The sequence below is a fragment of the Niveibacterium microcysteis genome, from assembly GCF_017161445.1.
Lineage (GTDB): Bacteria > Pseudomonadota > Gammaproteobacteria > Burkholderiales > Rhodocyclaceae > Niveibacterium > Niveibacterium microcysteis.
This window is the reverse complement of sequence record NZ_CP071060.1, coordinates 2476452-2502924: the sequence shown is the minus strand read 5'-3', so window position 1 is coordinate 2502924 and position 26473 is coordinate 2476452. Positions and strand designations below refer to the sequence as shown.

The window sequence follows — 26473 nt, the reverse complement described above, 5'->3', positions numbered from 1 at the left end:
CGTTTTGGGGCTTGAGCTTGGTGCGCTTGTTACGAGACCGTGTAGGGCAGGGGCTCGAACTTCAGCAGCGGGCCGCTTGGCGTGGCGTGATGCACTTCGTTGGCCTCGCGGCTTGAAAGCTGCAATACCGCCAGTACTTCATAGCTGGCGTCTGGCGCGGGCGTCGCGGTGACGATCTTGCCACAGGACTGTTCGCCAAAATCTGGCGCGAAAAGATCGTCTCCGGCGCGCGGCGGCTCAACGCTTGCCACCTGCGCACGGAACATGCGCTTCTTCAGCTTGCCGAGATACTGCGTTCGCGCAACGATTTCCTGGCCGGGGTAGCAGCCCTTCTGAAAACTGACGCCGCCAATCAGCTCGAAGTTGAGCATCTGGGCGACGAATTCGTCCTGGGTTGCCTGCGTGACCACCGGGACGCCGGCGCGGATGTCCAGCCAACGCCAGGCTGCTGTGCCAGCGGGACTTGCTCCGGCGCCGACGAACTTCTTCCACAGATCACCGGCCTGTGCGACGGGGGCGTGGATCTCAACGCGAGCAGCGTCGATGCGGATCACCTGGATTCCGCCCTGGGAAACGCTCATCGCTTCCGGCGGCAGCGTCAGCCCTGCCGCGTCCAGAGTCGTTGCGACCGCCGGACCGGCGAGGCCAATTGCCGCGTACTCGGGTGTCACGTCAGTCAGCCGCACCTTGGAGCGCAGGACGTACATGCTGAGCTTCTTGTGCATTGCCGCGAGCAGATCGGCCGACAGTTGCAACAGGAAGTCTGAGCCGTCCCGCCATACCAGGAAGCTGGCCAGCATCCGCCCCTTGGGGCTGTTGAAACTGTTCCAGTGGGCGCGATGCAGTTCGAGCTTCTTGATGTCGTTCGACATCAAATTGTGCAAGAAGGCAGAAGCGTCTTCGCCAGAGGCGCGCAAGGTCCCCAAATGCGTGAGCGGCACCACCACGGTACCGCTTGCGGCACGCGCAACCTCCGATCGCGGGTCGTCCGAAAAGGAAACCGTGCCGGGTGCGTCTTCCGCAAAGCGGGCCCCAATCTGGTCGAGGTGCAGCAGCCAAGGTGATTGCATGGAGTGATCGATCCTCGTTTCGGGATTCAGGTAAAGCGGATGTGGGGCTATTATACGAGCCCACAAGAGGCGCCCCGCGGGGCGCCTTTGCGTATTCGGCCCTTAATCCGCCACGCGGTTCCCTTGATGCGCCTTTTCTTCCGTCGTTTGTTGCTTGCTGTCACGCTCCTCGGCCTGATCTTCGCGCTGGTGCTGGCGTGGCGGGTCAACACGCCGCTTGCGCTGCGTTCCTCGCCGTTGGAGATCGAGATCGAGCAGGGCAGTTCGATGCGCCAGGTGGCGCGTCAGGTCGCCGCGTCCGGGGTGGATATCAATCCATGGCTGTTCGAAGCCCTGGCTCGTGCAAGCGGCCATGCGTCGCGAGTGAAGGCAGGGAGCTACGAGATTCTGGAGGGCGTGACACCGTGGACCTTATTGCAGAAACTGGTTCGCGGTGACGCGTCTCAAGGCGAGTTCGTACTCGTCGATGGCTGGACCTTCCGCCGATTGCGCGAAGAGCTGGCTCGCCTGCCTGGGCTCAAAGCCGATACGGCGAATCTGAGTGACCAGGAGGTGCTTGCGCGCCTGGGTGTCAGCGCCAGCAACGCCGAAGGTTTGTTCATGCCGGACACGTACTTTTACGCCAAGGGCGGCAGCGATCTCGCGCTGCTCGCGCGTGCCCAGCGCGCAATGGCCCGCCATCTCGATGGTGCATGGTCGAAGCGGGATCCGGATCTGCCTGTCAGCTCGCCTTACGAGGCGCTGATCATGGCCTCGCTGATCGAAAAGGAAACCGGTATCGCGGAGGATCGGCCACGCATCGCGTCGGTTTTCTACAATCGTTTGCGGATCGGTATGCCGTTGCAGACCGATCCCACGGTGATCTATGGTCTCGGCCCTAATTTCGACGGCAACCTGCGCAAGGCCGATCTGCAGGCCGATACGCCGTACAACACCTACACCCGTCGCGGCTTGCCGCCAACACCGATTGCGATGCCGAGCGAGGCAGCGCTGGCTGCGGCCTTGCACCCGCCGCGCACGCCCTACCTGTATTTCGTGGCTCGTGGCGATGGGTCGAGTGAATTCTCCCGTACCTTGGACGAACATAATCGCGCCGTCGCGCGCTATCAGAAACGCAAGGGCAACAACCGATGAGCGGACGCTTCATCACCTTTGAAGGGATAGACGGTGCTGGCAAGAGCACCCAGATCGCAGCCGCGGTGGCATTGATCGCTGGCCGAGGCCTCCAGGTCGTGCAGACGCGGGAGCCTGGCGGTACTCCGTTGGCCGAAAAACTGCGTGAACTGGCGCTGCATGAACCGATGCATCTTGAGACCGAGGCGCTGGTGATGTTCGCTGCGAGGCGGGAACATCTGGCCGCGAAGATCGAGCCGGCGCTGTCTGCCGGGCAGTGGGTCGTCTGCGATCGCTTCTCGGACGCGACGTACGCGTACCAAGTGGGCGGGCGTGGCCTTGCCGCGGACAAGTTTGCCGTGCTTGAGCAATGGGTCCATCCCCATCGCCAGCCGGATCTGACCTTCCTGTTTGATCTGGATCCCGCGATCGCCGCCGCGCGTATGGCGGCAAGCCGCAGCGAAGGCGACCGCTTCGAACGCGAGCAAGCCGACTTCTTTGCGCGCGTGCGTGCCGCCTACCTCGCGCGCGCTCGTGACTGTTCCGCGCGCTTCCATGTGCTGGATGCCACCCGGACGCCGGATGACATTCAGCGAGAGGTGGAAGAGGTGATCCGGGAGCGCTTCTTCGCATGATTCTTCCCTGGCATCAAACGCTGTGGACACGTCTGGCCGCCGCGGGCGAACGCGGGCACCATGCCTTGCTGCTGGCCGGCCCCCCAGGTGGCGGCAAGCGCCAGTTCGCCGAGGCGGTTGCCGCTGCGAGGCTGTGCGATCGGCCCGGCGCAGAGGGATACGCCTGCGGTGAGTGTGAGGCCTGCACCTGGCGCGCAGCGGGTACCCATCCGGATCTGTTCCGGCTCGTGCCTGAGGCGGACGAGGCCGCGGATGACGTCAGCGAGGCTGACAAGGAAAGTGCCAAGTCACGCCAGATCAAGGTGGAGCAGATCCGGCAGCTCCAGGACTCGCTCACCCGCAAGGGTCATCGTGGCGATCGCCGCGTGGTGCTGGTGGACCCTGCGGAGGCCATGAACGCCGTGACCGCAAACGGGCTCCTCAAGCTGCTCGAAGAGCCGCCGGTTGGCGTGCTGTTCCTTCTGATCACGCGCGCGCCGGATCGGCTGCTCCCGACCATTCGCAGCCGCGCGCAACGTTGGGATTTCCCAGCCCCGGATGCCGCTCAGGCGTCGGCCTGGCTGGCTGAGCAGGGGATCAAGGATTCGGCGACCTGGCTCGGCTTTGCTGGCGGTATGCCGGTTGCAGCAGAGGAACTTTCGTCCGGCCCGCTGGCGGCCTGTCGCGCTCGCTTCGTCAAGGACATCACGACCCTGCCACAACGCGACCCCGTCGAACTTGCCGGCACATGGGATACCTGGCTTCGAAGCAAGGATGCTCAGGCGGCCGCATTCGACATGCCGCGCCTGGCCGACTGGTTGTTGCGCTGGTATGCCGACCTGGCTGCAGCAGCCAGCGGTGCGCCGCTTCGGTATTTCACCGATGCAGAATCCGCTTTGCGTGGGCTGACGCGCGGCTGGAACGCCGAAGAAGCGCTCGGTTGCTACAATGATGGACTGAACCTGCGCCGCGTGGCGGCGCACCCGCTCAACGCACGCTTGCTGCTCGAAGATACCCTGCTGCGATACTGTCGCCGCCTCGCTACCGGGAGAACCGCATGAGTACGCCCCAGCCATCGACCATTGCGCGTCCAGCGGTGCTGTCGCTCAGCATCAACTCCAAGTCCGCACTGTTCGCGGCCTACATGCCTTTCATCCGCAACGGTGGCTTGTTCATCCCGACCAACAAGACCTATGGTCTGGGCGACGAAGTCTTCATGCTGCTGCAGTTGATGGACGATCCGGCCAAGCTGCCGGTCAAAGGCAAGGTCGTCTGGTGTACGCCGCCCAACGCCCAGGCCGGTCGTACGCAGGGCGTCGGCGTGCAGTTCACCGAAGACGAGAGCGGCTCCACCGTTCGCGCCAAGATTGAGCAAGTGCTCGGCGCGCATATCGGCTCGAATCGCCCCACCCACACCATCTGATTTGGCGTTCGCGCCGCGTCGTGCCACCGCGATCGTTTATCGCGTCGGCGGGCCGTCGCGTGCTTCTCGTAGCGCGCTTGGATAGCCATGTTTGTAGATTCACACTGTCACATCGATTTCTCTGATCTGGTCGACCTTGGCGAGAAGTTGTTCGCCGATATGCATCAGGCGGGCGTCACGCACGCGCTTTGTGCTGGCGTCAGCATCGAGCGCCTCCCTGGGGTACTCGCGATTGCGGAGGCGCGCCCCAACGTGTTCTGCTCCGTGGGCGTGCACCCGGAACACACCGAGGGTGAGGATCCGGATGCCGCGCGTCTGCAAGCACTCGCAGCGCACCCGAAGGTAGTGGCGATTGGCGAGACCGGGCTCGACTACTACTGGCACAAGGACAAGCCGGAATGGCAGCGCGAGCGTTTTCGCCAACATATCCGCGCAGCCCGCGCCTGTGGCAGGCCGCTGATCGTGCATACGCGCGATGCGGCGGATGACACCTTGCGGTTGATGCGCGAAGAGGGCGCCGATGCATGTGGCGGCGTGATGCACTGCTTTACGGAGTCTTGGGATGTCGCCGCCGGCGCGATGGAGCTGGGCTTCTACATTTCCTTTTCCGGCATCGTTACCTTCAAGAACGCTGCGCAGATCAAGGATGTTGCGACACGCATGCCGCTCGATCGCATGTTGATCGAGACCGATTCGCCGTATCTGGCGCCGGTTCCGTATCGAGGCAAACTCAACCAGCCGGCCTACGTGCCGCATGTCGCACACGAGATCGCGCGGCTGCGGGGTATCTCGGTCGATGAGGTCGCGGCAGCAACGACCGACAACTTCTTCCGCCTGTTCGCGGCGGCTGGCCGCTGATGAGGCTTGTCCCGGCGCTGCTGTTGGCGCTCACGGTTGCCGGTCCCGCGCTGGCGACCAGTCTTGATGCCGCACGTACCGGTGCCGAAATGGGGCGTGTGTCGGTGGTACGGGACTATCTCGACGAAGGCGGCGCCGTTGATGCCCTCGATTTCCGTGGCAGCACGCTCCTGATTCAGGCTGCAAGGACGGGCCAGACCGAGGTGGTGGCGCTGCTGCTCGCGCGTGGCGCAAACCCGGCCGTGCGCAGCGGCGCCGGTGAGAGCGCAATTTCACTCGCGGCGATGAACGGCCATCTCGACACTGTGGAGGCCTTCATCACCGCCAATGCGCCGCTGGAAGTGCCGAATGCCTGGTCGCCGCTCCACTACGCGGCGTACATGGGCCATGAGGCCATCGTCAAGCGGTTGCTCGGGGCCGGAGCGCAAGTCGATGCGCGCGCCGACAACGGCGCGACGGCGCTGATGCTGGCCGCGCGTGGTGGTTATCTCGCAATCGTCGAGCAGCTGCTCGACGCGGGTGCCGATATCCGCTTGCGTAGCGACCGCGGCGTCACCGCGCTAGGCTGGGCATTGGCCAACGATCGCGCCGAGGTGGCTTCCCGTCTGCGCCGCGCGGGCGCGATCGACTAGCACCCGCTGTCACCGATTCTTAGCCTGCGGTGCTTCAAGTGCGTCGCACTGGGCGTGGCGCTGGGCTTCGGGAACCGACGCCACTGCGGCAAAGCCACCGCCTGGCGTGCGGAAGTTCGTCGTTTGCCCACGATAGAGACGGGCGGCGAAGAGTTGAACCTGCCCGCAGTAGGCGTAGGCGCGCAAATCGCTCTTGAGCTCGATTGAACTGCCGTCAACCCGCTTGACGCGCGACGAGGGTGAGACGATCCGTTGCGCTACGTAGTCGCCCGCCAGGATCTCGTCGAACACCCGTCGTGTCAGCTTGTCGCCGCGATAGGCAGCCTTGCTTCCGAAACCGCTTGCGGGTTTGAAGAACCACTCGCGTCGCGTTTGCCACAGCGTGTCGGCTTCGGCGCGTTCAACCCTGCGCGTGGCTGGTACCACTTGCTCACACAAGGCGATGTCGCTTGCGGCAACGCCTATCGACGCAAGGAAGTCAGTGTCGGAGAGCAATGCCAAATGCCGCTTGTCTGCGTACAGCGCATGGGCGCGTGGATGGGGTGTGATGACCGCGAGGTCGCCCAGCCACGCCTGGCGCAACGCGGCGCTCTCGGGTTGGTCGAAAGCGAAGTCGGTGCTGCGGTTGTAGACCAGATCGATGCCGTCGTCGCCCAGGTATAGCCGACCGTCGCGAACCCGCAGTTCGGCCGGGTCGCAGATGCTGGTGCGAATCCCCGCGCGCTCGAAGAGGCGCTGGAAGAGCAGGAATTCCGGCAGAAGGTATTGCGACGCCGGCGCCGCGTCCACGATCGCGATGTGGGCCAGCGGCTCATCACCGCGCGCAAGCCGCCATTCCTTGCGGAACATGTGCAGAAACTCGGTCGCGACGTCGGCACCGCATTCAAGCTTTCCGCCTTCCCCTCGCACCGCGTTGCAGCAGGCAAACTGGGCACGAGCGAGTGCGGCGTTGAGCAGCCCGCCGCCCGCGTTGGTGTTGATTTCAATCAGGCGGGGGCCGTCGTCACCGAGATGGAAGTCGTAACCCATGAAGACGCTGCGCGCAGCGCTTTCGGTGACCGCGCTGGCAGGCGCGTCGGCCAGCACGCGGGACTGCCATCCGGGCAGGGCAACGATGCGTTCGTGCGCGGCCACAAAGGCTCGCATCGTTGCGAGATCACGCTCGCCGACAAAGACGGTGGTGTCAGAGAAAAGGTTGGGGCGCGCGTCCTCGACCATCGCAAGCAACGCGCCATCCTGCGGGTCGCCACAAAGCTCACGCTGCAGCTGGCTGCGATTCAGGGTCACGCACGCACAGCGCTGATTGAGCCAGGACGCGATCGACGCGCTGTTGGAGCGCTGGGCGTGGGGGGTGGGCACGTTGTGGGCTCCCGAGTGGTGTCACCACCGAGTATCGGGGCTGACCACCCGGAGTCAAGCCCTCAAGCAATCAAAAGCGGCTGAAGTCCGGCTTACGTTTCTCGACGAATGCCGCAAAGGCTTCCTTGGCCTCGTTCGACTGCAGGAGTTCGCGGAACATCGCGCCCTCGGCTGCGATTGCTCGCCGCGCTGCATCGGCCGCCGCGCTGCGAATCAGGGCCCGTGTGCCTTGCAGGGCCCGTGGCGGTTTGCTCGCGAGGCGCTTCGCCCAGTCGAGCGCCTGCGCGAACACATCTGCATTTGGCAGTACGAGATTGACGAGGCCCGCTGCCGCCGCGCGCTCCGCGCTGACCGGTTCGCCCAGCAGCAGCCATTCATTCGCGCGGGCTTGCCCTACGCGCTGGGCAAGCAACAGGCTGGAGCCGCCCTCGGCGCACAGGCCGAGGTTGACGAAGGGCATCGCGAAGCTCGTCTGCTCGCCACAAGCGACCAGGTCGCAGTGCAGCAGCAAGGTTGTGCCGATACCGACTGCCGGCCCGCATACGGCGGCGACCAAGGGCTTGCGCAACTCGGTAAGCAGGCTGAGCAAGCGCATCACGGGCGCCTGGTCGTCCGATGGCGGATTGGCGAGAAAGTCGACGATGTCGTTGCCGGCGCTGAAGGCATGCTCGCTACCGGTGATCAGCATCGCGCGGATATTGGCGTCCGCCTCGGCGTCCTGGAACGCGGTGATCAGGGCCTCATACATCTCTGCGGTCAGCGCATTCTTCTTCTCCGGCCGGTTGAACCGGATGATCCGCACGCGCTCCAGCGTCTCGGTCGCAATCAGTGGGTTGTGTGACACGACTGCCTCTCCATCGTCCCTTTGTCCATACGGTACGGTATCTTGAAAGGGCCGGGTACGCCAAGCTGCTTTGGCTTTTGCCTTGATGCGCACCGTTGGCAGCCGAAGGCGCTTCTGCGATCCTTGCTGCTTTTCGTGCTCGATTGTTCCCATGAAGGTATTCGGATTCGCCGGCTACTCTGGCTCCGGCAAGACAACACTGATCGAGCGCCTGATCCCTTTGCTGCGCGCGCGCGGCCTGCGGGTTTCCCTGATCAAGCACACCCACCACGGTTTTGATATCGATAAGCCGGGCAAGGACTCGTTCCGCTTTCGCGAAGCAGGCGCCACCGAGGTGCTGCTTGCCGGTGGGCAGCGCTGGGCGCTGATGCACGAACTGCGCGACGAACCGGAACCCACGCTGGACGACCAGTTGGCTCGGCTTGCTGCCGTCGATCTCGTTCTTGTGGAAGGCTTTCGTACCACGCCGATTCCGAAGATCGAGATCCATCGCCCGGCTGCGGGTCACCCCTTGCTGCACGACAAATTTCCGAACATCGTGGCGATTGCGTCGGATACCCCGCTCGACGTGCAGTTGCCGCAACTTGATCTCAACGATCCGGGTCAAATCGCCATGTTCATTCTCAAATCGGTCGATCTCGCATGAAGGCGCCTTTGTTGACCTTCGAAGAAGCGCTGGGCCAGTTGTTGGCATCGGCGCGCCCGGTGCCCGAGCACGAGTCGGTCGGCCTGCTGGATGCAACCGGCCGCGTGCTTGCCAGCGATCTGGTGTCCAGCATTGCGGTGCCACCGCACGACAACTCCGCCATGGATGGCTACGCCGTGCGCTGTGTCGATGTCACGCAGCCGGGCGTTCGCCTGCCGGTGAGCCAGCGTGTCCCGGCCGGCGCGAGCCCGGCGCCTCTGGCCGCCGGCAGCGCGGCGCGGATCTTCACGGGGGCGCCCATTCCCTCCGGGGCGGATGCCGTTGTGATGCAGGAGCGTTGCCATGCCGATACCGACGGTGTGGCTATCGATGAACTGCCACGCCTGGGGCAGAACATACGACGGCGCGGCGAGGATATTGAGGTCGGTGCGTCCGTACTGAGTGCGGGGGTGCGACTCAATGCCGCGCGGATTGGACTTGCGGCGTCGATCGGGGTGCCTCAGCTGAACGTGCTGCGCCGCCTTCGCGTCGCGGTGTTCTTCACTGGCGATGAACTGCGCGAGCCCGGCGAAGCACTTGGGCCCGGCGCAATCTTCAACTCCAACCGCTACATGGTGCGCAGTCTGCTCGCCATGCTCGGCTGCGAAGTCACCGACCTGGGCATCGTGCGCGACGACCTGACCGCAACCCGCGACGCGCTGCGCCGCGCCGCGGCCGCGCACGACGTGGTGCTGACCTGCGGCGGCGTGTCGGTTGGCGAAGAGGATCATGTGAAGGCGGCAGTCGAGGCAGAAGGCGCGCTGTCCCTTTGGAAAATCGCGATCAAGCCGGGCAAGCCGCTCGCATTTGGTCGCGTTGGCGAGGCCGACTTCATTGGGCTGCCCGGCAATCCGGTGTCCGCCTTTGTGACTTTCGTGATGTTGGTTCAGCCATTCTTGTGCCGTCGTATGGGTCTGCGTGATGTCGGTCCAGTGCGCCGTGAGGTGCCGACTACATTCGATTGGCTACGTGCAGAGAGCCGGCGCGAATTCGTGCGCGTGCAATTGGATGCCGACGGGCGAGCCGTGCTGCACCCGCGCCAGGGCTCCGGCGTTCTGAGTTCCTGCGCTTGGGCCGATGGTCTGCTGGATGTCGCGCCGGGTCGCACCTTTGCCGCCGGAGAGCTTTTGCCCTATATCAGCCTGCGGGAGGCTAACTAGATCATGGCAGTCCAGGTTCTCTTCTTTGCGTCGTTGCGTGAGGCCGTTGGCATGACGTCACTGAGCTGCGAGCTATCGCCATCAGTCGCAAACGTCGGGGCCTTGCGCGAGTCGCTTGCCGCGCGGGGAGGTGACTGGCTTGCCCTGGCACCGGGCCGGGCAGTGCGGGCGGCGGTCAACCAGGACATGGTGGATGCTGCCCATCCGTTGCGGGACGGGGACGAAGTGGCTTTCTTCCCGCCGGTAACCGGTGGCTGAGTTCGCGACATGAGCGTTTCGGTTCAAACACAGGATTTTGACGTCGGCATCGAGTCGTCGGCGCTCACATCGGGCCGGTCCGATTGCGGCGCACTGGCCAGTTTTGTTGGCCTGGTGCGTGGTGCCTCCGACGGCGTGCTTGCGATGACGCTTGAGCACTATCCGGGCATGACCGAGCGTGCACTGACGGCGATTGAAACCGAGGCGCGCAGCCGCTGGAAACTGGGTGAAGTCCGGATCATCCACCGGATCGGCCGGCTCTTGCCGGGCGAGCGGATCGTGTTCGTCGGCGTCACCGCCTCGCATCGCCATGAGGCCTTCGCCGCATGTGCGTTCATCATGGATTACCTGAAGACACGCGCGCCCTTCTGGAAGAAGGAAGAAACGCCCGACGGCGCACGGTGGGTGGACGCACGTGAAGCCGACGATGAGTCGGCCGCGCGCTGGGAAAAGCCCTGATCAAGCTTCAACGAGCGATCAGGAGCTCTTCAGGCTTGCACGGGTTTGCCGTAAACTGGGGCTCTTCGATCAGTCCGTAACCATCACGTGACCTCAGCGGCCTCTTCAAACTCGACACACCGCTGGGCCGATCTCCAGACACAGTTCGAGCGCGTATGGGGTTTGCTGCTGCGCGAACCCCAAGAGGCCCACGACCTTGCGCTTGGGCTTGAGCGCGCCAGCCGCATGGCAGGTGATTCGCACAGCCTGCTACTCGCAGAACTTCTGCTGCTGACGATCCGCGCCCGCATGGCGCATGACCCGCAGGCGGTCGTCGTCGAGGCGCAACGCATCCGGGGAAAGTTGGCGGCTCAAGGAGATCTGCGTAACGCGCTACGCTGCGTGGTGACGGAAGCCAACGCGCTGGCCGACCTCGAACGCCGCGCCGACGCGTTGGCACTGATCCGTGAATCGCTACCCGGTGCGCGCGAGCTGCTGGACGCGGCCGACCTTGGGCGGCTACTCAATTCCTGCGGCGCCATCGAGGTCGACGAAGGGCGTCATGTCGAAGCCGTGACCGCGTGGTACGAGGCGCTTGAGCTGTTGAATGGCGTTCCGCCTACGGCCGTGCTGGCCATGGTGATGCTCAACGTCGGTGTGATGTACGTGCGCTTCGGCAATTTCGCTGCGGCGGAGCCGCATCTGCGCGACGCCCTGAGTCTGGTCGAGGAGCAGTCGCTGCTCGGTATGACCAACATCTGCGCTGGCAACCTGGCCTACAACCTGATCCAGCTCGGGCGCGCAGACGAAGCATCGCGCTTCATGGAGGCGCTCGCGCCGCGTGTCGAGCGCGACTACGACCTGCGCGAATACGCCTTCTTCCAGATCGTGCGGGCTGAGGCAAAGTCAGCCATCGGCCAGCTTGATGGCGCGCGTGCGTGCCTCACCGAAGTGGCCGAATTGGGCGCGAGTGCGCTGGATCTGCAGAACGTGCTGTACCTGCGCATTGCCGACATGCGCTTGCTGCGCCGCGAGGAGCGACTCGATGAAGCGCGCAATGCACTGCTGCAAGCCGAAGCGGATCCGATGCATATCGACGATCCGATCTACGAACTGCAGCTGCTGCTTGAAGCCTCCGAGATCATGCATTGCTGTGGCGACGATCGTTCCGCATTCCGCTACGCCCGCCAGCATCACATGTACTCGATCGAGATGGATCGCGAGTTCCAGCGCGCCGATTTCATCTCGCTGCATACGCGTTACGAAGTGCGCAAGACGATCGTTGACCGCGACTTTGAGGTACGCCGCCGCGAAGAAGCCGAGCGAGCGCGGCTCGAAATTGAAGCGCTGAACGCGGCATTGGCGGCGCGCGTGCAAGAGATTGAACGCCTGCAAGGCGAACTGCGCGAGCAGGCGATCCGCGATCCGCTAACGGGCGTGTACAACCGTCGCTTTCTGCAAGAGCTCCTGCCGACCGAAATTGCCCGGTGTGTTCGGGAGGGCCGCCCACTGAGCCTGTGCCTGGTCGATGCGGATCACTTCAAGCAGATCAACGATCAACTTGGCCACGGCCATGGCGACATGGTGCTGTGCGCCCTGGCTGCGGCCCTGAGCACCCTGGCGGTTGATGGACTCGTTGTCGCGCGGTTTGGCGGCGAGGAGTTCTGCGTGGTGCTGCCGGACTGCGATGCGCTTGCCGCGGCGCGTCTGGTCGATGGACTTCGGCTCGCATTCAGCGCGCGATCACCCTTGCCGCAATTGGGCAGCGAGCTGCGCGTCAGTTTCTCGGGCGGCGTCGCGGCGCTGAGCGACTGGATCCATCAGCACCCCCGCGCGGTGGAACGCTGGATTGCGGCTGCAGACGAGGCCTTGTACAGCGCCAAGCAGAGTGGCCGCAACCGCATTGCGATCGCTGCGGAAAGGCTGCGATGCGACTGATGGACCGTATGCAACCGCCTTTGCCGCGAGGTCTTGAACAGGTCGCCTCGATCGAAGGCGACTGGCGCACGATTGCAGAACACCTCTGGCGTGCGCGACTCGGATGGCCGCAGACAGTCAGGCGGCTGGCCTTGCCGATTCGCGAGCGCACTGTGCGGAGGGGGGCGGCGGTAGACACCGCGCGAATCGACCTCGTGCTGCTTGCGCTGGAGCAGTTTGATCGGCAGGCCGTGCGGCAGCAGACAGCCTATGCGCAGAGCCTCGCAGGCGTCTTTGAAGCGGCGGGTGATTCCGCGTGGTTGTCGCTGGCGCGGCTGCATGTGGCGCGTGACCTGCTGATGGCAGACGATGCCGCGGCCGAACCAGCCATGCGCGCATGGATTGATGGTTGTGGCCAGACGGCCGCATTGCAGGATCAGGCATGGGCGCAGTCCACGCTCGGTGGCTTGCTGGTCCGAAAAGGGCAGGAGGAGGATGGATTCCGCCTGCGCTACGGCAGCATTGAAACGCTACGAAGGGCCGAGCCTGCGCCGGAACTTGTGTTCGCATTGATGAATCTGGGCGTCACGCATTTGCGTTTTGGCAACTTGCGAAGCGCCGACGCACTGCTGTCCGAGGCGTGGGCTGCGGCGCAACAACTCGCGATGCAGGAGCGCTACTACCTGGTCGCGAGCAACGTCGCCTCCGCAGCGATTGAGCTCGGTGCCCCGCAGCGTGCGCTCGATACGCTGACACCGCTGATCGACCTGAGCGACGCCGGCAACGACCGCTTGCATTACCAGCTGATGATGGCGGACGCGTTGCGTGCGCTGGGCCGCCTCGACGAATCCCGTAGTTGGCTCGATGCGGTGATTGCGACGATCGATACCGCGGCGCCTGGGCAGCTTCTGCCACAGACACGCCTCTCTAACCTCGCGCTGTTGCGCGCGGAGGGGCGGCTGGATGAAGCGCTCGCCGAACTGCGCCGGGCGGAGGCCGATCCGCCCGCGTTCCTGACTCACACGCATGCGCTGCATCTCTTCTCTGAGGCCGCCTCGCTGTTTGCGGATCGCGAGGAGTGGGATGCAGCCTACGAGTACGAGCGGCGTCATCGCGATCGATACGTCGCGTTGCAGAAAGTCGCCGCGAACGCTGAGCGCTTGTCCTTGCAGGCGCGCTATGAGCTTTACCGCAACCAGGTTGAACGTGATTTCGAGCGCCGCAAGCGTGAAGCGGCCGAAAGTGCCCATGCCACCGTTCAGGCGCTCAACCACAGCCTTTCGCAGCGGCTCGATGAGATCCAGGCGCTCCAGGCTGCGCTGCAGGAACAGGTGATTACCGATCCGCTGACCGGCTTGTACAACCGACGCTTTCTCGCCGAGGTTTTGCCACGTGAGATTGAACGTGCATCGCGCGAGGGCCACCCAGTCGCGGTCGCCCTGATCGACCTCGATACCTTCAAGCGTGTGAATGACTTGCATGGGCACGCCGTTGGGGACGAAGTGCTGCGCCGCCTGGCCATGCTGCTGCGCGAAAACACGCGAGGCACGGACTACTGCTGCCGCTTTGGCGGCGAGGAGTTCTGTGTGTTGCTGACCGGGCTTGATGCGGAGGCGGCCGCGGTGCGGATCCGGGACATTCTCGAAGCGTTTTCCGAGCTGTCTTTCGAAGCGGCTGGCGGCGAACAGATCCTGGGGCTGAGCTACTCGGCGGGTATTGCTGCTTATCCGGCCCATTCAGCCGACGCCGAAACTGTTCTGGCGCTTGCTGATGCAGCCCTGCTGAGAGCAAAACGCGCCGGCAAGCGGCGCGTTTATCAGAGCGAACCGAGCCTAGACAGACCCGGCGAGCCGGCCTGATCCAGGCCGGTTTTCGGTCACTTGGCCTTGCGGGTGGCGGCCTGGGTCGTTGCCGAGAGGGCATCCATCGACACTTTGGCGATCTGTTCGTACATGCCCCGAGCGGCGTCGAAGGCGTTTTGCGCAACCGCCATCGCATCGGCCGGGTTGAAGCCGGATCCCTTGAAGGCTTGCTGCATTGCTTCGCCGAGATCGGTGCCGCCGGTCAGTTGCTGTCCGACAATCTTGCCGAATTCGGCTTGTGCGTTGGCCGTCATGCCAGCGATCTCGCGCGTTACGCCAAGCATCCGTTCCGCCGTTTTCTGTGCCAGGCGCGAACGCACCTGAAGCGCTTCGGCAGGGTCGGTGACGCTGGTGGCATCCTTTGCGTTGGCAAGGCCGTCTTCGAACAGCTCACGTGCGAGGTTGACCTGCAACTCGATGATCTTGCGGGCATTCTCGAACGACATTTGCGCCATCTTGGCCGCGAGTTCGAGGTTGCGTTGATGGACTGCCTGCATACCTGCGTCTGTCTTGTTGCTCATGGTGTCTCCCCGTTTGGTTGGCGTCACTCTTTAACCATAGCAGTTTGATTGCTGCACTGCAAAATCTGGCGGCGGCCGGTTGATAGTCGTCAAGCGATGAATTGCGGTGGTTGAAATGTCGGCAAGCCCCCCCATTGTTCGCTTCAATGAAACAGGGAGGAATGCCACCATGCGTTTCGACAAGCTGACGACCAAATTCCAGTCCGCCCTTGCCGATGCACAGAGCATCGCAGTGGGTAACGACAATCCGACCATCGAGCCGCAACACCTGTTGCTGGCGTTGCTCAATCAGGACGACGGCAGCACGGTTTCGCTGCTGCAGCGTGCCGGCACCAACGTGCCACCGCTCAAGCGTGCGCTGGAGCAATCGCTTGACCGTATCGCCAAACAGCAAGGGGCTGGCGGCGAAGTGCAGATCGGCCGCGATCTGGGCAACCTGCTGAATCTCACCGACAAGGAGGCGCAGAAGCGCGGCGATCAGTTCATCGCCAGTGAAATGTTCCTGCTTGCGCTCACCGAGGATAAGGGTGAAGCGGGGCGTCTGGCCAAGGAGCACGGTCTACAGCGCAAGGCGCTTGAGACCGCGATCGAGGCGGTGCGCGGCGGCGCCAGTGTGGGCAGTGCGGATGCCGAGGCACAGCGCGAATCGCTTAAGAAGTACTGCCTCGACCTGACCGAGCGGGCGCGCAGTGGCAAGCTCGACCCGGTGATCGGCCGCGACGACGAGATCCGCCGCGCGATCCAGATCCTGCAGCGGCGCACGAAGAACAACCCGGTGCTGATCGGCGAGCCCGGCGTGGGCAAGACGGCAATCGTGGAAGGCCTTGCGCAACGCATCGTGAACGACGAAGTGCCCGAAACCCTCAAGGGCAAGCGGGTGCTGTCGCTTGACATGGCTGCGCTGCTGGCGGGCGCCAAATACCGCGGTGAGTTTGAAGAGCGCCTCAAGGCGGTGCTCAACGATATCGCGAAGGAAGAGGGCCGCATCATCGTCTTCATCGACGAGATCCATACGATGGTTGGCGCCGGGAAGGCTGAGGGTGCCATCGACGCCGGCAATATGCTGAAGCCCGCCTTGGCGCGTGGCGAACTGCACTGCATTGGCGCCACCACGCTGGATGAGTACCGCAAGTACATCGAGAAGGATGCCGCGCTGGAGCGGCGCTTCCAGAAGGTGTTGGTCGACGAGCCGACGGTGGAGTCCACCATTGCGATCCTGCGTGGTCTGCAGGAGAAGTACGAACTGCACCACGGTGTCGACATCACCGACCCTGCGATCGTCGCGGCCGCGGAGCTGAGCCACCGCTACATCACGGACCGCTTCCTGCCGGACAAGGCGATCGACCTGATCGACGAAGCCGCAGCACGGATCAAGATGGAGATCGATTCCAAGCCGGAGGCGATGGACAAGCTCGACCGCCGCCTGATCCAGCTGAAGATCGAACGCGAGGCGATGAAGAAGGAGAAGGATGAAGCCTCGCAACGCCGGCTGGGCCTCATCGAAGAGGAGATCACTCGGCTGGAGAAGGAGTACGCGGACCTCGACGAGATCTGGAAGGCCGAAAAAGCGCAGGTGGCTGGCAGCCAGCACATCAAGGAAGCCATCGACAAGCTGCGCGTGCAGATGGACGACGCGAAGCGCAAGGGCGATTGGCAGAAGATGAGCGAGCTTCAGTACGGCGAACTGCCGAAGCTCGAGGCGCAGCTCAAGGCTGCAGAAGGCAAGGAGGGCGATGCCAAGCCCAACAAACTGCTGCGCACCCAGGTTGGCGCAGAGGAAATTGCCGAAGTGGTGTCACGCGCAACCGGCATTCCGGTTAGCAAAATGATGCAGGGCGAGCGCGAGAAGCTGCTGAAGATGGAAGAGAAGCTGCACGAGCGTGTGATCGGCCAGGATGAAGCCGTGCAGCGGGTATCGGATGCGATCCGTCGCTCTCGTGCGGGTTTGTCGGAAGAAAATCGTCCCTACGGTTCCTTCCTCTTCCTCGGCCCGACCGGCGTCGGCAAGACCGAGCTGTGCAAGACGCTGGCAGGTTTCCTGTTCGACAGCGAAGAGCACCTGATTCGCATCGACATGAGTGAGTTCATGGAGAAGCACTCCGTCGCCCGCCTGATCGGCGCACCGCCCGGATACGTTGGCTACGAGGAGGGCGGCTACCTGACCGAACAGGTGCGCCGCAAGCCGTACTCCGTCATTTTGTTCGACGAGGTGGAGAAGGCTCATCCGGACGTCTTCAACGTGCTGCTGCAGGTGCTGGACGACGGCCGTATGACCGACGGGCAAGGTCGCACGGTCGACTTCAAGAACACCGTGATCGTGATGACCTCAAACCTCGGCAGCCAGATGATCCAGGCGATGGCGGGGCAGACCTACGAGGCGGTGAAGGACGCGGTGATGCAGGAGGTGAAAACCTACTTCCGGCCGGAGTTCATCAACCGGATCGATGAAGTGGTGGTCTTCCACGCACTGGCCGATGCGCACATCCGTTCGATCGCCAAGATCCAACTGGCGTATCTGGAGAAGCGCCTTGCGCGGCTGGAAATTGGCCTCACTGCTTCCGACGCGGCCTTGGACGAAGTGGCGAAGGCGGGGTTTGACCCGGTGTTCGGCGCGCGGCCGCTCAAGCGGGCGATTCAGGAGCACATCGAGAATCCGCTCGCCAAACTCATCCTCGAGGGCCGTTTCGGTGCGAAAGACACCGTGGTCGTCGACGCGGAGGGCGGCCGTATCACCTTCCGAAAGCCGAGTTGAGCCAATCGCGTAAGTGACAAAAAAGGCCCGGAATCCTCCGGGCCTTTTCTTTGGTTTCAGGCGCCCAGCAAGGGCAGGATGCCGTCGAGACCGCTGAAGTCCAGCGCATAGCTGGCACTGGCGCGCACCACCGGCTTGGCCCGGAAAGCGAAGGACAATCCGGCGGCGCTGAACATTTCCAGATCGTTTGCGCCGTCGCCTGCCGCAATGGTTGCCGTTGGCGCGATGCCATATTGGTCGCGCAGGGTCTCGAGCGCGTTACGCTTGGTGCTCGCGTCGACAATCGCGCCGCTGACGCGTCCAGTGAGCTTGCCGTCGCGCTCTTCGAGCTGATTCGCGAAGGTGTGGTCGAAACCCAGGCGCTCTTTCAGCCGATCGGTAAAGAACGTGAAGCCGCCCGATACCAGCACCGTGCGCAGTCCCGCGGCCTTGAGCCGTCGCATCAGCTGCTCGGCGCCTGGGTTCAGCGCCAGACGTTCCGCATACACCCGATCGAGCGCGCTCACTTCGAGCCCCGCGAGCAAGGCGACGCGGCGGGTGAGCGACTCGGAGAAATCCAGTTCGCCGCGCATCGCGGCTTCAGTGATCTCGGAAACCCGAGGCTTCACCCCGATCATGTCCGCGATTTCGTCGATGCACTCGATCGTGATCAGCGTCGAATCCATGTCGGTGACGAAGAGGCCGAACTGACTGAGTCTCCGGTCCGCGGGGATCCAACCGAAATCCAGCTCGGCAGCAGCGCACTGTTCGGCCAGTTCGGCATGAGCTGTGGCGCCAACGAGGCGAAATGCGTTCGGCTGAATCTGCTCGATCGCCGATGCGCCGGTGAGGCGGGCAATCGACTTCAGGGCAGGGGTTGGGACATCCGCCCCCTGCACGATCAGGATATTGCTCACCCGCGACCTCGTGCAGCGATGACCGGTGCCAGCACCTCATGGGCGTGGCGCAGCATCTCTTCGGTGGTCTCCCAACTGACACAGGCATCGGTGACCGAGCAACCGTAGCGGAGCTCGGACAAATCCTTCGGGATCGGCTGGTTGCCCGCTTCGATGAAGCTCTCGATCATCACGCCGATGATCGAACTGTTGCCTTCGCGGATCTGATGCACCACGTCGCGCAACACGAGCGGCTGGTATTCGGGCTTCTTCCAGGAATTCGCGTGCGAGCAGTCCACCATCAGGTTCTGCCGCAGGCCACTCTTGGCAAGAGCTTGCTCGGCAAGCTTCACCGAGACGCTGTCGTAGTTCGGCCGACCACCGCCACCACGCAACACCACATGGCCGTATTTGTTGCCACCGGTACGGATGATCGAGGCTTCGCCGCGATCGTTCATGCCAAGGAAACTGTGTGCAGCGGCGGCAGAGAGGATGCCGTTGATTGCAGCATCCAGCGAGCCGTCGGTACCGTTCTTGAACCCGACGGGTGTCGACAGGCCGGAGGCCATCTCGCGGTGCGTCTGGGATTCGGAGGTGCGCGCGCCGATGGCCGTCCAGCTCACCAGGTCGCCGTAGTACTGGGGCGCGATCGGGTCGAGCGCTTCAGTCGCAGCCGGCAGGCCGATCTCGGCCACATCGCGCAGGAAGCGACGGCCTCGCTCCATGCCCTCGACGATCCGGAAAGAGTCGTCCAGATGCGGGTCGTTGATGAACCCCTTCCAGCCCGTGGTGGTGCGCGGCTTTTCGAAGTACACCCGCATCACGATGTAGAGCGTGTCCGAAACCTCGTCGGCGAGCGCTTTCAGGCGCTTGGCGTAGTCAAGGCCGGCAACCGGATCATGGATCGAGCACGGGCCAACGACGACGATCAGGCGCGGATCCTCGCGGTCGAGGATACGGCCGAGCACGGTACGGCCTTGCACAACGGTTGCAGCGGCAGCTTCGGTAAGCGGGACGCACGCCTTGATTTCAGCCGGCGACGGCATCGGATCGAGGCCGAGCACATTGAGGTTTTCGGTTTGGGCGATCATCTCGCTCTCCTGCTAAAAACTGCGGAGGCGAGATTTTACGCGATCCGGCGCCGTACCTCCCGCGCCGGAGGGCCCGCCCACGCGATTCGCAGGCGGTTCAGGTCAAAAACTCAGGCCCGCGCTTGGGCGGCCGGCGCAAACTTGGTCAACAGTTCGTCAATCTGCTGATCCTTGTGCGTCCACATTTCAACGATCCAGGCCTGGATACGGGCGCGGTAGGCGGCGTCGCGTTCGTAGTCGCCATCGAGTAGGTCGCGCGGGATCTCTATCGGCCGGACCCGCACGATCACTTCACGCACACGCCCCGACAAGATGTCCCAAAAGGTCGGCACGCCTTGCGGATACACGATGGTTACGTCGAGCAGGGCGTCGAAGATGTCGCCCATCGTTCCCAGTGCGGTCGCGATACCGCCCACGCGGGGCTTGAGCAGGTGCTTGAAGGTGGAGCGTTGGGTGCGGTGCTTCTCGCGCGTAAATCGCGTGCCCTCAAGGAAGTTCATCACCGAGGTCGGAATCAGGCGGAAGCGCTCGCAAGCTTTACGGGTTGTCGCGAGGTCCGTCTTGCCACGGCTCATGCCGCCTTTACGCTGCATGAACGGGAAGTCGAGTGCCCACCATGCAAGCCCGATCACCGGCACATAGATCAGCTCGCGCTTCAAGAAGAACTTCAGGAAAGGGATGCGGCCCTGGAAGATCTTCTGGAGGACGAGGATGTCGACCCAGCTTTGATGGTTGCTGCTGACGAGATACCAACCGCGCGGATTCAGGGTGTCGACGCCCTCGACATCCCAGCGTATCGGCTGTGCAGCGCCGATCCACCAACCATTGATGCGCACCCATGTTGCCGCAAGCGCATTGAGAATGCGGTCGGAAAACCGACGTACGCCGGCCGTACGGATCGCGGCCTTCAGCAGCGCGAACGGAATCATTGCCGAGAATACGATCAGGGTATTCAACGCAACGATGAGGCTCGTGATGCAGCCTTTGACTAAACCGACGATGCGTTGAACAGGCGAGGGTGAGGGGAGCTGGAGTTGTCGCGTCATAGGCGACGGATTTTAAGGCATCGAGGCCCGACCGGGTTGATACCTCACAAGCGCCGCCAGTGCGGTTCGCGACAAAATGTTTCCGGAAGCCGCTCAGGCGTTGCTGACGGACTCTTCCCTGCCGGCCACTTTGGGCGTGTCGAAGAAGTATGCGACCCGCTTGCGTGGGGACAGATAGTCGAAAATTGTCTTCGGCAACTGCCCGGGGCGCAGCGTGCGTGCGATCTGGATTTCGGGTTCCTGCTCCAGACTCAGGATGATCGCGTCATCCTTCGGAATTGCAGCGTCGTAGACGAGTACATCGGGTTTCAACGGTCGGCTGGAATTGACCGAGACGACCAGGCCGAAGGCGTCGTTATTCAGCACCACGATCGTGCCTGGCGGATAGACGCCGAGACAGCGGATGAAGGTGTTGAGCGGCGCGGCTTCAAAACGATTCCGGTACTGCGCGTACATCAACGCCAGCGCCTCGTGAGGCGTCATCGCCCGCTGCGGGTTCGCCGGGTTGCAGAGGTTGTCATAGGTGTTGGCGATCGCGACGACCTTCGCCAGCAGAGTGATGCGTTCGCCGGTCACGCCGCGCGGATAACCGCTGCCATCGACATGTTCGTGATGCTGCGCGACGACGGAGAGCACCTCCGGCGTCAAACCGATCCGGGCGCCAATCTTGCTGCCGAACACTACGTGTTCGCGCAGCAACAGGTTTTCCGCGTGGGTCAGCGGCTCCTGCTTGAGGAGCACCTTGGGCGGCACATCGAGCTTGCCGATGTCGTGAAAGAACGCGCCAAGGCCGAGAGAAACCAGTTCTTCGCGCCCCATGCCTTGCTCACGCGCGAGCATCAGCGAGAGCACGGCCACATTCAGCGAATGGACGTAGACGTCCTCGCCGCCAATTCGATCCGCCATCAGGTTGACGGCCATGTCGCCATCGACCAGGAGCTTGTCGACCAGCGAGCCGACAAGCACCGTGGTCTCTTCCTTCGCCCACTCTGGCTTGTTGATGACGTTCTGCGCGACGAGTTTGACCGTGTGCGTAGCGCGCATGAAATCGCGCTCGCAGCGCGCGAACAGATCCCGCCTCGCCTTGAGGCGCGCAGCGCGATCGCGCTTGGCCTGAATTGCGGGGTCTTCCTCTACGGTGCTGGCGGGTGCTACCGCTTCGACTGCTGGCTCCGGCATTTCCGTGCTCACCTCTGGGCTTGGCGTTGCAGTCGGAAGCGGTGCCGGCTCGGCATCGCTTCGTTCCGGTGAGTAACGGATACGCGGAAGCTTCAGGGCGCGCAGCTGGGCGATCTGGCCGTCGTTGCGGATCTTGAAGGACGAGAACGAGAACGGGTGATCCATCCACGACAGGTCGAGATGAATGTAGAGCCCGATCCGCAACTGGTCAGGGTGGATGTAATGGGCTTCAGTGGATCCCGACATGACGGCCAAATTGTCCTCCTGCCGCAGTCAACGGCCGCGTCGTCGCCGGCTTGAGCGGTACGCACAAGGGGCAGCAGTTGAATTGGCCGTGGTTGCCTCGGCAATCACGGCCTTCCCGCGACCGAGCGGAACGCTCAGGCCTCGCGACGCCGTACTTCAACGGCCTGGTAAACGCCGCCGAAATACGTCGTCTTGTGCCAGGTGAAGGCGTCCGCGTTACTTGCAAAGTCGCGGATTTCGCGGCCCCACATCGCGTAAGCGAAGGGCTCGAGGTAGTGATTCACGAGACGCAGCAACCAGCCCACGGGTTGCCACAGGGCAGGGCGGTGATAGTCGACGAAGAAAACGGTTCCGCCGGGCGCGACGCGGCTGAGCATGCGATCGACCACCGCGTGCTTGAGCGCGTCAGGGATTTCGTGCAGCAGAAAGAAGCTGCAGACGAGGTCGTAGTCGGCGCTGCCGGCCCAGGTCGACGCATCGTGTTCGGTGACATGGGCTTGCGGAATCCCGCCGAGTTTTCCTCGTGCCTGCGAGATCTGAATCGGCGTGACGTCGGTCAGGTCAAAGTGGCCTTCCGGCCCGACACGCTGCGCGACGCGCTGCACCAGATCGCCGTACACATGAGCCACTTGCCAGACCCGCATGCCCGGCTTGATGCGCTTCAGGTAGGCGCGCATCAGGCGGCCTGCATTGCCGAACAGGAGTGTACTGACAACCGCGTTGCGATCGAGGAACCTTACCCAGCGCGGGTTCACATAGGCCCAGTCATAGACTTCGGTCATGTAGTCGGGCAGGCCCGCTGCGGGCGCACGGGCGGCGGGAGCCCGTTGTGCTGCGATGGCTTCGTTGGTCATCGTTTTTGGCCGGGTGTTTTCGGGGAGTTCGCAGGTTAGCATCGCTCGCGGCCGCCACGCTTGCGCCATGGCAAAGGCACACCGGCACTGTTGCGGCGGGCGCGAACCAGGCTTTGCGAATACGCAAAGACGCAGGCCCGGAATCGGGGATCACGCGGCTGGAGACGCGCCACAGCCTAACGGCGAGGCGCCCCGTTGGGCTTATCCGCCCAGCGCCTTCAATACGTCGCGAATCCGCGCGACACGGTCTTTCAGCGTTTCGGACGCAATCGTGACGGTTAGCTTGTCCTGCCCGGCCAGCTTGTAGTGGCGATGCTTCTGGATCAACTGGATGATCCGGATCGGCTCGATCGGCGGGTTGGGTACAAATTGCAGATTGATGCGCGCTTCCGATGCGTCGATCTTGATGATGCCAAGCGGCCGCGCGGCGATACGCAGCCGGTGCGTGTCGAGCAGCGTCTGCGTCTGCGGTGGCATTTCGCCGAAGCGGTCGATCAGCTCTTCCTGGATTGCCTGCAGGTCGTCATTGCTATCGGCGTTAGCCATGCGCTTGTACAGTGTCAGGCGCTCGCCAATATCGCTGCAGTAATCGTTTGGCAGCAGGGCCGGCGCGTGCAGGTTGATCTCGGAGGTTACATCCAGCGGCTGCGCGAGATCCGGCTCCTTGCCCGACTGCAGATCGCGCACCGCACGCTTGAGCATTTCACTGTAGAGCGAGAAACCGATCTGCTGGATCTCGCCGCTCTGGTTCTCGCCCAGCACCTCGCCAGCGCCACGGATCTCGAGATCGTGCATCGCAAGGTAGAAGCCGGAGCCCAGCTCTTCCATCATCGAAATTGCTTCCAGCCGCTTCTGCGCCTGCGGTGTGGGCTTGGCGTGGGGGTCGGTCAGCAGGTAGGCGTAGGCCTGGTGGTGCGACCGCCCGACGCGACCACGCAGTTGGTGCAGCTGCGCGAGGCCAAAGCGATCGGCGCGATGGATGATGATGGTGTTGGCGGTCGGGATGTTGATGCCGGTTTCGATGATCGTCGTGCACAGCAGCAGGTTGGCGCGTTGCGTCGTGAAGTCGCGCATCACACGTTCAAGTTCGCGCTCCGGCAGCTGGCCGTGGCCCACCACGATGCGTGCTTCCGGCAGCATCTCGGTCAGCTGCTGGCGAACGTTCTCGATCGTCTCTACCTCGTTGTGCAGGAAGTACACCTGCCCGCCACGCTTGAACTCGCGCAGCACCGCCTCGCGTACCACGCCCTTTGAATGCTTCTGAACGAAGGTTTTGATCGCAAGCCGCTTCTGCGGTGCGGTCGCGATCACCGAAAACTCGCGCAGGCCTTCCATCGCCAGGCCCAGCGTGCGGGGGATCGGGGTGGCGGTCAGCGTGAGAATGTCGACTTCGGCACGCAGCGTCTTCAGCGCCTCTTTCTGACGCACGCCAAAGCGGTGCTCTTCGTCGATGATCACAAGCCCAAGGCGCTTGAATTCAACGTCCTTTTGCAGCAGGCGATGCGTGCCGATCAGGATGTCGACCTTGCCTTCCGAGAGCAACTTCAGGGCGTCCGCTTGTTCCTTTGCACTGCGGAAACGGGAGAGCTCGGCGATTTTAACAGGCCAGTCGGCGAACCGGTCGGCGAAGGTCTGGTAATGCTGTTCAGCCAGCAGCGTGGTCGGCGCCAACACCGCCACCTGCTTGCCGTCCGCGACCGCAATGAAAGCGGCACGCAGCGCAACCTCGGTCTTGCCGAAGCCGACGTCACCGCAGACAAGGCGGTCCATCGGGCGGCCCGAGCGCATGTCGGCGACCACCGCCTCGATGGCGGCGAGCTGGTCGGGCGTCTCCTCGAAGCCGAAGCCCTCGGCAAAGGCTTCCAGGTCGTGCTGCTTGAAGTCGAAGCGGTGGCCTTCGCGCGCCGCCCGCTTCGCATACAGGGCCAGCAGCTCCGCGGCAGTGTCGCGCACCTGCTGGGCGGCCTTGCGTTTGGCTTTCTCCCACTGGCCGCTGCCGAGGCGGTGCAGATCAACATTGTCCGGGTCTGCGCCGGCGTAGCGGCTGATCACATGCAGCTGCGAAACCGGTACGTAGAGCTTGTCGCCGCCGTTGTATTCGAGATCGAGGAATTCGGTTTCGCCCTCGCCGAGGTCGAGGTGAACGAGGCCCAGATAGCGGCCGATGCCGTGCGAGACATGCACCACCGGGTCGCCGATGCGCAGTTCGGACAGATCGCGCAGCCAGCCTTCCATCGTGGCGGCTTTGCGGTTGTCGCGCCGGGATCGGGTGCGCGCCTGCGTGGCGTAGAGCTCCGCCTCGGTGACAAGTGCGATATTCGCCTGCGGCAGAACAAAGCCACTCGCGATCGGACCGTGCAAAACCGCCAGCGGTGCATCGCCAGCGGCAAACGCAGCCAGATCGGCGGATGCGCTGGCGGCCACGCCGTACTCGCCGAAGTAGTCGACCAGCGTCTGTTGCCGGCCAGCCGATTCGGCCACGACGAGCACGCGTCCCGCGAAACCGCCGATGAAGCCCTTCAAGCGGTGCAAGGGGTCCGCAGCGCGCCGCTCGACCGCCAGTTCAGGCAGGGCTGCCGAGGCTTCGCCCGCGCCCTTGTCGCCAATGACGATGCGTGGCCGCTCGCCGGTGGCCACAAAGAACTGCTCGGCAGACAGGAACAGCTGTGCCGGGGGCAGCAGTGGCCGCGCCGGATCGCCGGCCATCAGCTTGTAGCGGCTGTTGGTCTCGCGCCAGAAGTCGTCAAACGCGGCGGGCACGTTGCCGTGCAGGGTCAGCGCTGCGTTTGCCGGAAGGTAGTCGAGCACCGTCGCGGTCTGCTCATAGAAGAGCGGCAGGTAGTACTCGATGCCGGCGGGTGCGAGGCCGTTGGAGACATCCTTGTAGATCGGGCTGCGCGACGGATCGCCCTCGAATACTTCGCGGAAGCGCGCGCGGAAGGCGGTTCGCCCCTTTTCGTCGAGCGGGAACTCGCGCGCCGGCAGCAGCCGGATCTCCTTGGTTGGGTACACCGTGCGTTGCGAATCCGGATCGAAGGTGCGGATCGTGTCCACATCCTCGTCGAATAGCTCGATCCGGAATGGCAGTTGCGAGCCCATCGGGAACAGATCGATCAGCCCGCCACGCACTGAGAATTCGCCCGGCCGCACCACCTGTGTCACGTGTTCGTAGCCGGCCACCACCATCTGCGCGCGCAACGCGTCGGTATCCAGCCGATCACCCTGCTTGATGAAGAAGGTATGCGCGGCGAGGAAGGAGGGTGGGCAGAGCCGGTAAAGCGCTGTCGACGCGGGCACCAGCGTGATGTCCGCATCGCCGCGCTGGATCGCGTAAAGCGTCGCCAGCCGTTCCGAAACGAGATCCTGATGTGGCGAGAAAGCGTCGTAGGGCAGCGTTTCCCAGTCCGGCAGCAGATGTACCCGCAAATTTGGTGCAAACCACGCAATCTCATCGCGCAGGCGTTGCGCGTCGAGCGGATTGGCGGTGATGACGGCCAGCGCCTGTTGGCCCGCCAGCTGTGCAAGCGCCAGCGCGTCGGCAGAGCCATGCAGGCGAGGCAGATCGATGCGGCGGCCGGCGGCCGGAATAGGACTGGCGTCGATCGCCTGCAGGCGAAGCGGGAGCGGCTGGGTCATGGGCGCGGGGGCATATGAGCGAGGCGCAGGATTATACGCG

23 protein-coding genes are annotated in these 26473 nt (G+C 63.6%); 13 read left to right on the top strand and 10 right to left on the bottom strand.

The features are described from left to right. Positions 1 to 29 precede the first annotated feature (29 nt). Positions 30 to 1070, bottom strand: a complete 1041-nt coding sequence (gene ygfZ / locus JY500_RS11270; protein WP_206252387.1) for a CAF17-like 4Fe-4S cluster assembly/insertion protein YgfZ — start codon at positions 1068 to 1070, stop codon at positions 30 to 32. Between the two features lie 126 nt (positions 1071 to 1196). Here ygfZ and mltG point away from each other — a divergent pair, with 126 nt between their 5' ends. From mltG to JY500_RS11240, 6 genes are all read left to right on the top strand, one after another. Further along, complete coding sequence (mltG, locus tag JY500_RS11265) at positions 1197 to 2204, top strand: endolytic transglycosylase MltG (RefSeq protein ID WP_206252385.1); 1008 nt, start codon at positions 1197 to 1199, stop codon at positions 2202 to 2204. Continuing rightward, on the top strand, positions 2201 to 2818 hold the full coding sequence (gene tmk / locus JY500_RS11260) for a dTMP kinase (protein WP_206252384.1): 618 nt from the start codon (positions 2201 to 2203) through the stop codon (positions 2816 to 2818). The genes mltG and tmk overlap by 4 nt, the downstream gene beginning before the upstream one ends. Continuing rightward, the gene (gene holB, locus JY500_RS11255) at positions 2815 to 3858 is read left to right on the top strand and encodes a DNA polymerase III subunit delta' (protein WP_206252382.1); all 1044 of its coding nucleotides are present in this window, start codon (positions 2815 to 2817) and stop codon (positions 3856 to 3858) included. Before tmk ends, holB begins: the two co-directional genes overlap by 4 nt. Beyond that, positions 3855 to 4220 (top strand): PilZ domain-containing protein, encoded by a 366-nt coding sequence (locus JY500_RS11250; RefSeq protein WP_172200366.1) that lies wholly within the window; start codon positions 3855 to 3857, stop codon positions 4218 to 4220. The genes holB and JY500_RS11250 overlap by 4 nt, the downstream gene beginning before the upstream one ends. Before the next feature lie 87 nt (positions 4221 to 4307). After that, positions 4308 to 5078: a TatD family hydrolase gene (locus JY500_RS11245; RefSeq protein ID WP_206252380.1), complete on the top strand. Its 771-nt coding sequence runs from the start codon at positions 4308 to 4310 to the stop codon at positions 5076 to 5078. After that, positions 5078 to 5710 (top strand): ankyrin repeat domain-containing protein, encoded by a 633-nt coding sequence (locus JY500_RS11240; RefSeq protein ID WP_206252378.1) that lies wholly within the window; start codon positions 5078 to 5080, stop codon positions 5708 to 5710. The genes JY500_RS11245 and JY500_RS11240 overlap by 1 nt, the downstream gene beginning before the upstream one ends. Before the next feature lie 9 nt (positions 5711 to 5719). Here JY500_RS11240 and JY500_RS11235 read toward each other — a convergent pair whose 3' ends face one another. Continuing rightward, complete coding sequence (locus tag JY500_RS11235) at positions 5720 to 7069, bottom strand: hypothetical protein (RefSeq protein ID WP_206252376.1); 1350 nt, start codon at positions 7067 to 7069, stop codon at positions 5720 to 5722. Positions 7070 to 7139: 70 nt separating this feature from the next. Further along, positions 7140 to 7913: an enoyl-CoA hydratase gene (locus JY500_RS11230; RefSeq protein WP_246479590.1), complete on the bottom strand. Its 774-nt coding sequence runs from the start codon at positions 7911 to 7913 to the stop codon at positions 7140 to 7142. A gap of 151 nt (positions 7914 to 8064) precedes the next feature. On the opposite strand from JY500_RS11230, the gene mobB reads away from it, so the two are divergent. The 6 genes from mobB to JY500_RS11200 all read left to right on the top strand — a co-directional run bounded on the left by mobB (position 8065) and on the right by JY500_RS11200 (position 14230). Beyond that, complete coding sequence (gene mobB / locus JY500_RS11225; protein ID WP_206252373.1) at positions 8065 to 8559, top strand: molybdopterin-guanine dinucleotide biosynthesis protein B; 495 nt, start codon at positions 8065 to 8067, stop codon at positions 8557 to 8559. Continuing rightward, positions 8556 to 9758, top strand: coding sequence for a molybdopterin molybdotransferase MoeA (locus JY500_RS11220; protein ID WP_246479589.1), 1203 nt, complete (start codon positions 8556 to 8558; stop codon positions 9756 to 9758). Before mobB ends, JY500_RS11220 begins: the two co-directional genes overlap by 4 nt. Positions 9759 to 9761: 3 nt before the next feature. Then, positions 9762 to 10016, top strand: coding sequence for a molybdopterin converting factor subunit 1 (moaD, locus tag JY500_RS11215; RefSeq protein ID WP_206252371.1), 255 nt, complete (start codon positions 9762 to 9764; stop codon positions 10014 to 10016). 9 nt (positions 10017 to 10025) lie between these two features. Then, entirely contained in the window at positions 10026 to 10475 is a 450-nt protein-coding gene (gene moaE, locus JY500_RS11210) for a molybdopterin synthase catalytic subunit MoaE (RefSeq protein ID WP_206252369.1), read from the top strand. An 87-nt stretch (positions 10476 to 10562) separates the two neighbouring features. Then, complete coding sequence (locus JY500_RS11205) at positions 10563 to 12392, top strand: tetratricopeptide repeat-containing diguanylate cyclase (RefSeq protein WP_206252368.1); 1830 nt, start codon at positions 10563 to 10565, stop codon at positions 12390 to 12392. Beyond that, entirely contained in the window at positions 12383 to 14230 is a 1848-nt protein-coding gene (locus JY500_RS11200) for a GGDEF domain-containing protein (protein WP_206252361.1), read from the top strand. The genes JY500_RS11205 and JY500_RS11200 overlap by 10 nt, the downstream gene beginning before the upstream one ends. A 17-nt stretch (positions 14231 to 14247) precedes the next feature. Here the strand turns inward: JY500_RS11200 and JY500_RS11195 are convergent, their stop codons facing one another. Beyond that, positions 14248 to 14754 (bottom strand): phasin family protein, encoded by a 507-nt coding sequence (locus tag JY500_RS11195; RefSeq protein WP_172200302.1) that lies wholly within the window; start codon positions 14752 to 14754, stop codon positions 14248 to 14250. 169 nt (positions 14755 to 14923) lie between these two features. On the opposite strand from JY500_RS11195, the gene clpB reads away from it, so the two are divergent. Then, positions 14924 to 17506, top strand: coding sequence for an ATP-dependent chaperone ClpB (gene clpB / locus JY500_RS11190; RefSeq protein ID WP_206252347.1), 2583 nt, complete (start codon positions 14924 to 14926; stop codon positions 17504 to 17506). Between the two features lie 56 nt (positions 17507 to 17562). Here clpB and serB read toward each other — a convergent pair whose 3' ends face one another. From serB to mfd, 6 genes are all read right to left on the bottom strand, one after another. Next, the gene (gene serB / locus JY500_RS11185; protein WP_246479588.1) at positions 17563 to 18402 is read right to left on the bottom strand and encodes a phosphoserine phosphatase SerB; all 840 of its coding nucleotides are present in this window, start codon (positions 18400 to 18402) and stop codon (positions 17563 to 17565) included. After that, positions 18399 to 19472, bottom strand: coding sequence for a 3-deoxy-7-phosphoheptulonate synthase (locus JY500_RS11180; RefSeq protein WP_206252345.1), 1074 nt, complete (start codon positions 19470 to 19472; stop codon positions 18399 to 18401). The genes serB and JY500_RS11180 overlap by 4 nt, the downstream gene beginning before the upstream one ends. A gap of 110 nt (positions 19473 to 19582) precedes the next feature. Beyond that, the gene (locus JY500_RS11175; protein ID WP_172200293.1) at positions 19583 to 20518 is read right to left on the bottom strand and encodes an acyltransferase; all 936 of its coding nucleotides are present in this window, start codon (positions 20516 to 20518) and stop codon (positions 19583 to 19585) included. Between the two features lie 93 nt (positions 20519 to 20611). Then, positions 20612 to 21943, bottom strand: coding sequence for a cyclic di-GMP phosphodiesterase (locus JY500_RS11170; protein ID WP_206252343.1), 1332 nt, complete (start codon positions 21941 to 21943; stop codon positions 20612 to 20614). Positions 21944 to 22077: 134 nt separating this feature from the next. Continuing rightward, positions 22078 to 22797: a rhodoquinone biosynthesis methyltransferase RquA gene (gene rquA, locus JY500_RS11165; protein ID WP_172200287.1), complete on the bottom strand. Its 720-nt coding sequence runs from the start codon at positions 22795 to 22797 to the stop codon at positions 22078 to 22080. A gap of 201 nt (positions 22798 to 22998) precedes the next feature. Continuing rightward, positions 22999 to 26433 carry a transcription-repair coupling factor gene (gene mfd, locus JY500_RS11160; RefSeq protein WP_206252342.1) on the bottom strand — a complete coding sequence of 1145 codons (3435 nt, stop codon included), beginning with the start codon at positions 26431 to 26433 and terminating at the stop codon, positions 22999 to 23001. Between the last annotated feature and the right edge of the window lie 40 nt (positions 26434 to 26473).